General features: G+C 58.5%; 11 protein-coding genes. All 11 read right to left on the bottom strand.

All coding sequences use genetic code 11. From position 1 onward, the window contains the following. Positions 1–30: 30 nt before the first annotated feature. The gene (locus EII26_RS08270; RefSeq protein WP_124888684.1) at positions 31–528 is read right to left on the bottom strand and encodes a hypothetical protein; all 498 of its coding nucleotides are present in this window, start codon (positions 526–528) and stop codon (positions 31–33) included. 106 nt (positions 529–634) lie between these two features. Further along, positions 635–1,585: a hypothetical protein gene (locus tag EII26_RS08265; RefSeq protein ID WP_124888683.1), complete on the bottom strand. Its 951-nt coding sequence runs from the start codon at positions 1,583–1,585 to the stop codon at positions 635–637. Between the two features lie 379 nt (positions 1,586–1,964). After that, positions 1,965–2,999, bottom strand: a complete 1,035-nt coding sequence (locus tag EII26_RS08260) for a putative CRISPR-associated protein (protein ID WP_158612214.1) — start codon at positions 2,997–2,999, stop codon at positions 1,965–1,967. A 239-nt stretch (positions 3,000–3,238) separates the two neighbouring features. Further along, positions 3,239–4,351, bottom strand: a complete 1,113-nt coding sequence (gene cmr6, locus EII26_RS08255; protein ID WP_124888681.1) for a type III-B CRISPR module RAMP protein Cmr6 — start codon at positions 4,349–4,351, stop codon at positions 3,239–3,241. A gap of 1 nt (position 4,352) precedes the next feature. Further along, a complete protein-coding gene (locus EII26_RS08250; protein ID WP_199735143.1) occupies positions 4,353–4,688 on the bottom strand; it encodes a type III-B CRISPR module-associated protein Cmr5 in 336 nt (111 codons plus the stop codon). A gap of 11 nt (positions 4,689–4,699) precedes the next feature. After that, positions 4,700–5,596, bottom strand: coding sequence for a type III-B CRISPR module RAMP protein Cmr4 (gene cmr4 / locus EII26_RS08245; protein WP_124888680.1), 897 nt, complete (start codon positions 5,594–5,596; stop codon positions 4,700–4,702). A 24-nt stretch (positions 5,597–5,620) separates the two neighbouring features. Continuing rightward, positions 5,621–6,793: a type III-B CRISPR module-associated protein Cmr3 gene (locus EII26_RS08240; protein WP_255415951.1), complete on the bottom strand. Its 1,173-nt coding sequence runs from the start codon at positions 6,791–6,793 to the stop codon at positions 5,621–5,623. A gap of 14 nt (positions 6,794–6,807) precedes the next feature. Further along, complete coding sequence (gene cas10, locus EII26_RS08235) at positions 6,808–8,661, bottom strand: type III-B CRISPR-associated protein Cas10/Cmr2 (protein WP_124888678.1); 1,854 nt, start codon at positions 8,659–8,661, stop codon at positions 6,808–6,810. A gap of 4 nt (positions 8,662–8,665) precedes the next feature. Continuing rightward, complete coding sequence (gene cmr1, locus EII26_RS08230; RefSeq protein WP_124888677.1) at positions 8,666–9,961, bottom strand: type III-B CRISPR module RAMP protein Cmr1; 1,296 nt, start codon at positions 9,959–9,961, stop codon at positions 8,666–8,668. Between the two features lie 36 nt (positions 9,962–9,997). Next, positions 9,998–10,654 carry a CRISPR system precrRNA processing endoribonuclease RAMP protein Cas6 gene (gene cas6, locus EII26_RS08225; RefSeq protein ID WP_158612212.1) on the bottom strand — a complete coding sequence of 219 codons (657 nt, stop codon included), beginning with the start codon at positions 10,652–10,654 and terminating at the stop codon, positions 9,998–10,000. A gap of 192 nt (positions 10,655–10,846) precedes the next feature. After that, positions 10,847–11,146, bottom strand: a complete 300-nt coding sequence (locus tag EII26_RS08220) for a hypothetical protein (RefSeq protein WP_124888675.1) — start codon at positions 11,144–11,146, stop codon at positions 10,847–10,849. Positions 11,147–11,317: the final 171 nt, after the last annotated feature.

Raw genomic sequence — 11,317 nt, 5'->3', positions numbered from 1 at the left:
TCGAAACAAACAGACCTTCATCGATATGATTTACCTCGTCGCAGGACATTTGAATTTGACTGAATAGTTCCTTACCCACACAGAATAACGAGGAACCAAATAAAATTTGTAGCCGGACAGGCCTTTCGGATGCCAGGAGGACAAGCTGTTGAGAACACTGAGAAGATTATTCTTGAAATGTTTATAAAGTTCTTGAATATCCGTAACATCCTTTACCTCTAAAGGAAGTATATGGCATTCGGGACTTTTTCTTTGTTCCTTCAATATACGTTTTACCTCGTAAGCCCTGTCCTCTGTTTGATTTTTTGGATTTTTAGCCTTCTTTTTACTGGACGGGAACAGATACACGCTGTCCAACTTCAACTCTCTGCAAAGCGTCAGGATACTACCCGAAGACGATGTATCCGGAGCTCCCGATTTATCGTCCGGGTACGGGTCCCGCATTCCCACAAACGACAACAACACCTTTTTCTCCGGTGCATCCTCTCCCACGTCCTGCCCCATCTCCTTTATTACGCAATCCTCCATGATTTTCTCTCTTCCTCGAAGCGTTCACTCCCGGCTTCAGACAATCTCCGGCGCTCCTATCCTGACTGAGGAGGTCCCCCCTCACCGCGGGCTCCGACGGCTCGAATCAAGCCGTCTTCCCCCTCAAAGATCTTTCCACAATCGATAAAACCTCGGCCAGCAGGTCGACAGGAAAGACAACGCCCCTTGGGGATCCCCCCACGGATTCCCGACCGCCCCATTCTCTTCCCTCAAGGTTGGGCAGGAGGGGGAAGACATTCTTCAGACCACCGGCCCCAAAAGCCCGTTCGGCCACCTCTTTGTTCGGACAGGCCAGCATGACGTTCCCCGCCTTCTCCACGTGAGAGATCACGCACCAATGACGCCATCCCTCGAGTGACGTCGGAGAAAACGCCTCCTGCCGAAAAAAATGCACGTCATGTCCCCTGACGGTCGAAGGCGCCACCAGAAGCACCTTGCCCGAGGGGCCCAAGACCGCTCTTGCGTAGTCCTTCAAGGCCTGTTCCCTGCGCGCCCTCTCCCCTTCCTGAAGCTGATCGATTTTTTTCGCATAACGATCAAAATGACAGAACAGGTCGAGAAACAACTGAACTCCATAGAGCCAGCTCCAGCCGCTCCGTCTGACGGAGGCCATTCCGGCCCTCCAGAGACGGATCGCATCGCCGTAACGCAGACCTTCGGCATTCATGTTCAGAGGATCCGTGTCCAGAAGGCCCACTTCCGGGTTGAGCTCTTCCAGAAGTTCACGGGGCAGGAGCCCCATAAGCGTCACCCCCGTCAGCACGGAGTCCGCGTCGGTATGGTTGACCATCAGACGGGCGGGGGCATCCTCACCCAGTGTACCGTAGAACGCGAGCGCGGTGACGCAGGCAGAGGGGAGATGCGAATAGTCGTTGTGATGGTCCAGGCAGCGAAAATCGACATACGACACCGTCCCCTCGGCCATCTCGATGGGGATAAACCCCTCCCCCATGAGCTCCGGAATCGTCTCCGGCTCAGGCTGCCAGAGCAGCTGGATCTCACGCCCCCTGCAGAAGGTCGTCAGCAGTTCTCTCATCGAGCATTCTCCTTTTTCACCGGCTTGCCCCGCCGTCTGCCTGCATCCTCCTCTTTAGGAAAAGGACGGCGCACCACGGAACCTCTACGCCAATAAAGATGCGTTCCCGCCACCCATTTTCGAGCACCTCGACGGCGCCGTTTGCACACCAGGTCTTTCTCTCGTCTCCGTTCCGGACAACACAACGCAATTTGCATGGCAACGCCCTCACCACGCCTACGCGGTGAGGGCTCGGGGCGAAGCGAACGGACCCCGCCAGCCCACCGGAACGGGCCGACGTTGGGCGACCGGCTTCCGTATCGACGTTCCAGTGGAACATCCTCCCCGAATCCCCAGACCATTCATTGTCTCCAAAGGGGTGAACATCGATGTCGTCCCCTCAAACGTCCGCTGTCCATTCCATAAATTCACTGGGATTGTAATTTGCTCTGAATGTGTTCTCGAGCTCCTTCTCATATTTGTCGTGAGAGCTGAAAGCATGGGTGACGTGAAAGACTCCCTCATGAAGAAAACCCGCAAGACGCTCCGAGGATGCCGAACGTTTCATGATGATCAGATCCGTCTTGTCCCTGCTCCAGGTATGATAATGGGTGTTCCTCCACAAGGGACTGCTGCAGTTGGATATCATGGTCCTCAGGATCTTCCCCGAATCGCCGAGATCCCGCTTCAGAAAATCCCTGACCTGAGAGCGGATTTTTGGCGGGCGGCTCCCTTCGGTTTCAATCTTGAGAAGACAAAACGCCAGGGGAGAGAGGGTGATGTTCCCGCTACTGTCGACAGGTTCCGTGAACGACAGGAATAAATCGCGTTCCTCCGGGCAATAGCCGTCGATAGCGTCGAAAAAGATCTCCTCACGGACGGCCGTCTCCTGTTCGATGCGCTGCAAGGCCTTCTGGGCCCTTTGATAGAGGTTGAGGTCGAACGCAAAAGGAAGGGGCGGGAGGTCGATCAGTTCCTCGGCGTGCTCGAAGATATACACACTGCGTCTTCGGTAGAGCATCCCCAAAGTGGTAAGGAAGGGAACCACCCCTTTGAATCCCCCCGTCGGGTTCAGGATCACCTCATACTCATAACGGATCTGCTCATCGGCCAGATAGTCCAGCACAATGTTCACGAAGTTTCTGAGACCTTCTTTACGCAGTTTTTTGGAATCCCGAACCTGGAGTCCCACGACATGCTTCAGCTCCACCTGTTTTTCGCCCATACCGTAGGTCTTCAGGATCGTCTCTCTCAGGACCTCCGAGGTGGCGCGGCCGTCGGCCGTATCCGTGGCCAAAAGCACCACCCTGTCGTCCCCGCACAGCTTCAGGCGGTTCAACGAGTTCATCTCCGCGCTGCATTTCCTCTGTTCCTGATCCTGAGAGAGATCGATGTCCTTGAGCCTGTCACGGATACATTGCTTCAGGCCAGGCACACTTTCATGTTCCCAGGGATGGCCCTTTTTCGCCGCTTCCCTGAATTCTTTGCATCCCCCTCCAATAGAGGTTCCCGTCGTGCACAGGACAAGCTTGTTCATCCTTTTCCCTCCTGCAATTCAAGCAAAAAATCAAAAATCACCGCAGTTCTCCAAAAACCCTCCATCCAATCCCGAGCCCCGACACAGCACCCGACGGAACTGACTTGAGGAGGGGGGAGTATCCTCCCCCCTCTCAGTCACGGCACACGTTCCAAAACATAGCATCCTTTTCCGGAGAGATCGACCCCCACAATCCTCGCCCTTACCTCGGTTCCCTTATCGACCTTCAGAACCGGATCGAACCGGGCTTCCTTACCCTCTATCGTAAAGGAACTGTTCCCTTTCTTGTTGACCTTGTCGCAGCGAACCGTCAACTCCTCACAGATCGGATGAGTAAAACCGGCCTCACGACTGCGCTTCTCCGCATCGGCCTGCTGGGCTGCCTGCAGACGCGCCCGCTTCTCCTCTTCGGACTCCTCATGCCGCATCCGTCCATAGCCCGACCGGGTCTTCCCGCCCGCACCATAGCGCTCAAAAGCCTCTCCCAGAAGCCGAAGCGCCAGATCCTCCCATTTCTTCCGGACCTCAGGGTCGGGATCCTCGCATCCCACGCGCACCTCGAACGCCCCCTTCACGGAGAGGAAGGTCACCGGGTTGGGGTCGTCGAAGTCCGTCGGGGCTCCCTCGCCCGTGTAATACGCGCTATGATGAGGCGTCATGACGTCAGGGCAGAGCGAATTTGGAAGGGAGTCGGGAAGGAGCCATGCGTCGTAAAAGCGAAGGAAACCCGCCTTGGCGTCCTTTTCTTTACGGGACAGAGGGACTTTTCCAAAAAGCACCTCGTAGACGGGCCCCGCCTGCCGGGTCGGACGCGTCCTGCCGTCCAGGGCAGGAGAACGAAAACGTTCGTCCTCCGCGCCCCAGACCTCGGAACAGTAGTGAGCGGCCAACCCTTTCAGGGAGCTTCCGGGGATCATCGGCGCCCCGTAGAGCGGGTTCAGGGTCAGTCCGGTCTCGAGCACACTGCCGCCCCCAAGCCCCGCGATGAGCCGCCCCTCGGTTTTGAAAATGCGCGAGGACGTGCAGGCCGACAGCGCGCTCTTCCGCATCTCGAAGGCCCTGGCATAGAGGGCCTGGACCTCCTCGTCCCTCACCGAGGAGCGCGCGGCCCGGAAGAGCTCGTCCCGTCCCCTCTGAGCGGCCTCCTTCTCCTCCTCCCCACTCTTGGTCTCCGTCAGGTAACGGGCCAGGAGCAGCGAGGCGTTCTGCCCTTTGGAGAGGTCTTTCAGCGCATCTCTCAGCGCCTGCATCTCAGTTCCCTCCCTCCGCCTGACAGTAGCGCTTGATCCAGGACGAGGCCATCAGGACACGGCGCGAGAGGCGCATATACTCCATCAGCTCCGCCTCCCGGCTCCGCGTGCAAAGATCCCCGCCTCCGTCCTCGCCCAGAACCCTCTCCAGATCCGACAGGTAGTCCGCCCTGCCCTTGGCCTGAGCGAACGCCAGCGCCTGAGCCAGGCCGCAAGAATGTACCAGCGACGGGAACGCGAGGGCGAAACTGCTGTATTCCTCAAACCCACTGCTCCTGCCCTGGACGCGTTCAAATGCGGTCTGGGCCATCTGCTGATCCTTCGTCCGAATACTCATGACCAACCTCCTCACAGCTTCTGGAAGAGGCAGCGTACCTGCCCCTTGCCGGTCGAGGCCTTGCCGCCGATCTGCAGTTCGAGGGGCTTGGAACAGAAATTCTCCAGCAGCTTCTCCTTCGTCAGCTCATCGTTTGCATTCTTGTTACGGTACACGCGATCGCACCAGACCGTCCCCGCCAGAAGGGCCTCGACCGGCAAGGCCTCCTCGTACCAGAGCGCACCATCTGCAACGGTCCCCGACGCTTCGTCGATCCGGATATGCGCGCTGACCTCCGTGCCGGACTCGCACAGAAAGGTGAAGATATCGTCGTTCACGATCGCCAGCCTCTCCCGGAAGATGGCCTGCCATTCGGGGCTGTCCGCAAAGACAGCCCCCGCGATGAGTTCCGCGCAGGCATCGGCCTTTTCGTCCCTCTTACAGTCGAGATCCAGATCCTCGAGGTAGAGTCTCGAACCGTCACGAACGAGCTTCGTCGTCTTCGTCAGGACAGCGGAGCCCACGCTCATGGACGGCACGTCCATCCCCGCGTCCCGCTTCAGCCGCTCGAGACAGAAGGGCGAGGTCACCCAGGCAAACGTCCCGTAGAAGCTCCGGACGGGCAGGCAGACGATACGGGCATCCGTGAACACCAGAGAACCCGCCGTGCTGTTTGCCTCATTGCTGTCCGAGGCGTTGGCCGTTCCGAACGCGGCCCGGACAAGTCCATTCTTCTTTCTCTCCTCCTCGGTAGCCCCGAAATGATCGGCCACCACTCCTTTCACGGCGGAGCCGGGAATGCAGGGCCAGTTCGTGACCTTCTCCCGTGCTATCGGCAGGTCGATGTAACCAACGCCCCGTCCCGTCCCTACGTGAAGCGGTGTTACCGTATGAATCCAGTAGCGTTTCTCGAACTTCGTATTATCCACCACAACCCTCTCCTTCCCGAAACCTCAAAAACATCGAGCGGATTCACGGCCGCTCCAGAGCCCCCAGAGGGCCAGCCCGAACCCGTCGCGCCCGTCCTGTGCGGAGTCGCAGACGGAACGGAGCCAAAGCGTGGAAAGTTCCGCCCCGCCCTCCAATACCTCGAAGAAATACACGCTCCCCGCAGGGACCATCCGACGCAGGGCCTTGGGGCCGTTCCTTCCCCTTTCGTAGCTCCAGCCGGACAAGGGCTTCCAGCGTCCCACGACGGCGGAGACGAGTCGGACCGACACGCCGCTCCCCGGTATGGTCCCCGTCAAATTGCCGTGCTCCTCGCGAAGCCAGCCCGGAAGCCAGCCCTTCGCAAAGAGGGCCGGAGTTGCCAGGACCATGCGCAACCCCTTGCCGGACCTCACGTTCAAAGCGTCGGGCGCCTTCCAGAATTTGTCCTGGTCTCCGCTCTCCACCGTCTCCGCAAGGCGCCGCTCCCCCCCAAGGGGAACGAGGAAACGTCCGGCCAGAAGGGTGTAATCCCCGAAGTTCACCCGGACGCCGATCCGCATCTGGCTCAGCCGTCCCTTCGACTCGCCATCCCTGGGCCTCCTCACGAAGTCCAGCCCCGTGGTCGTGAACAGCTTGGTATCCTCCGCCGCGCCGCTCTCCGGAAGGATCGTCACGTTCGTGCGGTCCTCCTTCACGGGGGCGGGAAGTCCGTCGATCCTCATCAAGACCCGCTGATCCTCCTCGCATCCCAGCCACTTCGCCATCGCCTCCAGAGACCAGAAGTCGTCGCTCCGCTCCGGCTTGAAATCCTCCTCGGGCATCTCCACCGGAGCGGACGGAACAAGGCTCTCGTGGGGCATCGGTACGCCCAGCCCTTCGCCCCGGGCCATCGGACGGATGCGAAGGATATCCGCAATCCCCGTCTCTTTCTCCACCTTACGGATCAGGGCGTCGAGCGGACGGGGAAAATAAATCTGCTCGTCCGCGATCGGAAAGGCGCCGTGCACCTCGATCGTCTTGAGTTGTTCCGGCGTGAGCGTGTCCTTCTCCTTCCAGACAGCGGTACGGACAGCCCCCGCGATGACCGACGGGGAGATCCAGTCCATCGAGCGCACCCGGTTCCCCTGCCCCGCGCCGAAGGGCCTGGAGTCCCGCGCGATCAGCGGGCTCAACGGGGTCAATCGAAAATACCTCATACTCTCTCCCATGTTCACCGGTCCCCTCCCTTCGCCTGCCGGACCCCAAACCCGATCCATTGAGCGATCAGCAGCTCGTCCGAGAGCCTATCGATATCGCGGGCATCACCCCGCGATATCACCAGCTCGTTTTGTAGTCTGTCGATCTGGCATGAACCACACAACGCCGCATCAATGTACGTCTCTACCCGATTCCGTTCCTTATCACTCAGATTCACGTCCTTGCGACGGAATATTCGTTTTATATCGTCCTGCATGGCGGCCTTCAGGACATCTCCGGCCTCCCATCCCCTGTAAAACTCCACGTTTTCACGCAACTCGTAGGGGAACTTATTGGGTATGGCCCCATCGGCGAACAAACGCGCCCAATAGTGCAGGCGCTCGTCCAGGGAGACCTTGGCCAAGGCTCGCGTCTCTTCGGCCCTATCTCCCCACTGTTCCCGCACGACGACGGCTCCGGAGCCGCGCGACCGCACGACGACGGCAAGCCCGTTGCGGTCCGTCTTCGCTTTGAGGCTCCCTTCCCCCACCCCCTTCTTCGCAACCTTTTCGGCTTCGCGGCCGAATGCCAACAGGTCCTCCAAATCCTCCATCGCGTGTCCGATCGAGATCCCCACGGACAGGGTGGGAGCCCTCTGATCCTTGATGGACTTATAATCCTTCAGGAGCTCGCCAAACGCATCGTGCAGCTCCCGGGCACAAGGCAGGCACGTGTCGAGCGGCAGGAAGGCCAACACGTCGTCCCCTCCCGTGTAGACGCAGACGCCACTGTGCTCTTGGACGATCTCTCGTGCCTTCCCCGCAAATTTCGACAGGGTCGAGGAGAATTTCTGGTGCCTCTCCATGTCCCCGATCTCCGAGATCGCCGCGCCCATCCGGTCGCCGTCGGCGACCAGCAAGGCGAAATAGGGCTCCAGAGGCCTGTCCTGTGGGCGCAGACGGGACAATATCTCGGCGATGGCCTTACAGGCCGCATTCGCCCCCTCCTTATCCCCGCACTCCGCCAGCATCGAGGCATGGCGGGAGAGCAGCACGGCCGTCCCCTCATAGGGAAAGGCTTCGCCCCCCCTCACGCGACTGATGGCCCCCGCTTTGACCAGTGCCTCACAATGCGGCGTCAGCTCCCGGAGCGTCTCCACCCGGAGCGTCTCCTCCCTCGCGCCGCGCACCCACGGGTCCACGGCGACGCGCGACACGGACGGGAAACGTTCGTCCCCGGCAACGCGCTTGATGAGCCCCACGGAGTCGAGAGCCTCACCCTCCTTCAGACGCAATCCCGCAATCGCCGGGACCTTTCCATCCCTGAACACACTCTCCCGCAGTCCGTCCAGCGAGGACTTCGGAACCCCGAACTCCCCCTCATACGGCAGAAAATCGCGCAGGTTCTTCCGGGCCGCCAGCAGGCGGGCCACTCTTTGGCGGGCCGCCTTATAGGCCCCCTCCCCCGTCCCGATCTCCGTCCAGGCGGCATAAAACTCGATGACGTCTTCGATCTGCTTATCCCAACGTTCCTTTACAATACAACGCTCCGCCTTTTTATAGGCCTCGTCGGCAAACGCCTTAAAACGCTCGACTGCGGCCGTCCTCGTCTTGTCCGACAAAGCCCTCATCTCGGCATGGCCGCCATGCACCCGCGCCAGAATCACGTTGGCGACGTTCAGCTCGGATTTCGGATTCAGGTCCCCGTCCGGTTCGGGAAAAATCAGCTCGGCCTTGGCATCCTTCAGGGCTTTCGCCGCGGCCTTGGAGATCTCCGAGAGCATGAACGAACCGAACCACAGGTCGCGTGTGCGCCGTGCCGCGGCGATGAACTCCTGAACCGGCCCGATGCTCAGCTGCAGAAGACAGCTTTTGACCTCCTGGCTCACAGGCTCACCTCCTATAATCTCTTTCTTTCAAATAAGCCCTAAACGCCTCGAGCGCATCGCCGTTATTCGAACGTCCCTTCATCGGTGAATTGTTGTAGGTTGAAAACTTGGGGTTGATGATCTGGTCAGAAGAAATTGGATACGTATCTTTTGTGTCGCTGCGCTCAAGCAGAAGACTGCAGAGAGGCCCAGTCTTCAAGAAGATGATCATGGGGACGACTTTACCATTTTTCAATTTGACTGGAGAGAGAAGAACGGGGCTTGCCATTCTGGAACTGGATTCCGGCTGTAGACACGTGTCAATCGGGTCCATACCTGGTTTGGATTTACCCCCAAAATCGCTGTCCTTAAAGTGAAAGATGATCGGCATACCAAACCTCGCGCGGGGGAATCCCTCAACTTGCATGGTCGGCGCATGGCGCTCCAAATGGGCTTCAACCTTCCCTCGAATCGTATCAGGCTCCGGCCATCGTGAGCGACCCGGCGTTTTTGTTTTTTCTTTGCTCTGTCCTTCGTTTCGCCCTATCCCCGCCCCCTGACGGAACTGCTTTATGAGGCCAACCATCTCGCACCAGGCACTTTCCGCATCATCCTTCACATTCCCCATCAGAACAGTTTCAATACCTGGAGCTCCTGTTAAAAGGCTGGAAATATTTTCCGTGCTTTCCATCGCGCAGTCTTTAGAATAAAGCGCTCCGCACCCACGCCGTGCCCGAGCCCCCAGTCCACCGAAATTAATCCATCCATGGAGGGAATTCAAAACCTGTTCCCTCTGAGCATCTGGAAGTTTCGGAGAAAAGGACAGCAAAAGTTTGAATCCCGCGTTTACGAGAGCCAAAGATGGAGCGACGTCCGGTTCTCCTTTTTTTCCGATTTTCCCCTGAAAAGGAAAAATCGCGTACTGTAGCTTGTTTTTCCCCGTTTCAAAAACAATCTTTTTCTTTCCGCCTTCTTCTGAAATAGAAGCCATAGCTTTTAAGCTCAAGCGGGTATCAGGCAGCCTGACCCTGAGCGCTACCTTGCTGGCTGATTGAGTGCTTCCGAAAATTGCGGCTTCCTCCTTTCTCATATCGTTTAAGGACAGTTTCAGCCCATAGAGCAAACGCCACCAAAATCGCAGATGTCCGCGAATAGAGGTCGCCCTCACCGGCATCTCCTCATCGACAACCCCCGCCACAACCCCGCCGCCGTACATCGGGGTGATCAGCTCGATTTCATAGACCCGTTCTTCCGGGGAGCCGCCTGGCCCGGTACTTTCAATCCCGTCAATGCACACCGTCTCCGGAACACTCCGCCCCATACCGCACCATCCTTTCCATAAAAAATACCGATCGCCTCAAAACTCCACCAACACCTGCCCCATTCCCTGGGTCGTCTTGTAACCGACGCCGCAGAAAAAAGCGAAAGCGGTCAGGCAGGCAAGCGCCTTTCTGACCGCCGTTCTTTCGTTTTTCCAGACATAACGGATCCGTCCCACACAGCCCCGAAAGACGAGGCTCTCCTTCAGCAGGACCGCCGCACTTCGCAGGGAGTAATCCGCGACAAACGTGTTTTCCAACGTGTCTTCAATCAGGCTCTCCCCATAGGCCGCTTTCCACCGGGCCGCCAGGCTCCTGAACCAAAAAATCGGCTCGGGAAGGATGTTCTGAACCGAACCGCTCTTGAAACCGGAAGGAGAGAGAAACACGACGTCAGCCCCATTACAGGGGGGACTCTCCCGAAGCTCTTCTTCGTTCACCCGTCGGCTCATCGCATTCTCTCCGGGGCGCGAGACGTGTCGGACCCCGATGGGCGCCCCGCCGAGGGTGAGCGAAGAGCCCGCCACAGCCTGCGCAAAGGAATCCAGAAGCGCATCCTCCAGGAAGGAAACGCGAAAGGCCAGCTTTTCGCCCTTTTTAAGTTGAAGGACCCCTTTCCCCCAGGAGTAATGCAGCGTACGCCAGAAGGACTCCGGCGTGAGCGCGCTCAAAGCCGCGCCGTTGAACCCGGACACGCCATGCAGACACTCCGGGACGCCCCTCTCCGAGGCCGCCGCGTCAAAGCGGAAAAAAGCAGGTAACCGTTCGAGACAGGAAGGTGACCGTCCGACAGAGCCTCGCACAGGACAAGAGAAGAGATCAAGATTTCCCCACCCTCTCAGCAGATTGTTTTTGGGAAAAGTTCCCATTTCAAAAAAGGGTCTTCTTCAAATAAGGATCTCCAGGGGCTCGGCCTGCCACACATCCTCATCTCCGGAAAGCAGCCGCAGCCGCCAGTATATCCCCGTGAGGAAATCGTCCGAACCCTTCAGTCCCGCTCCGAGGGCCACCTCTCGGGCTGCAGCGATCGGGACGAGGATTCGCCTGTGGTTCGGTGCCGGAAAGATCAGCTGCCCCTCCTCGATATCCATAGCCAAAGCATGGACTTCTCTCCCCGACCTCAGCGCGTACAGTCCGCCTCTGACCGCCGCCCACGCGGCCCAGGCATCAACAATCACCGTCCCCATACGGGGACCGTTGGTGTGTATGGTCTCGATTTTAACAGCAAGACAGCGCTTTGTAGCATCTTTTTCATCATGATCGCTAGATTGTCAATCTAAAAGCGACAGGCAAATTGAAAAAGGCCTCATTCGGGGTACGAAAGCCGAGACACTTTCTTGGACGGTTGTTCAGCCGTT

Origin of the sequence: Fretibacterium sp. OH1220_COT-178, from assembly GCF_003860125.1 — a bacterium.
Classification (GTDB): Bacteria; Synergistota; Synergistia; order Synergistales; family Aminobacteriaceae; genus CAJPSE01.
This window is presented reverse-complemented; position numbering and strand designations above follow the sequence as displayed.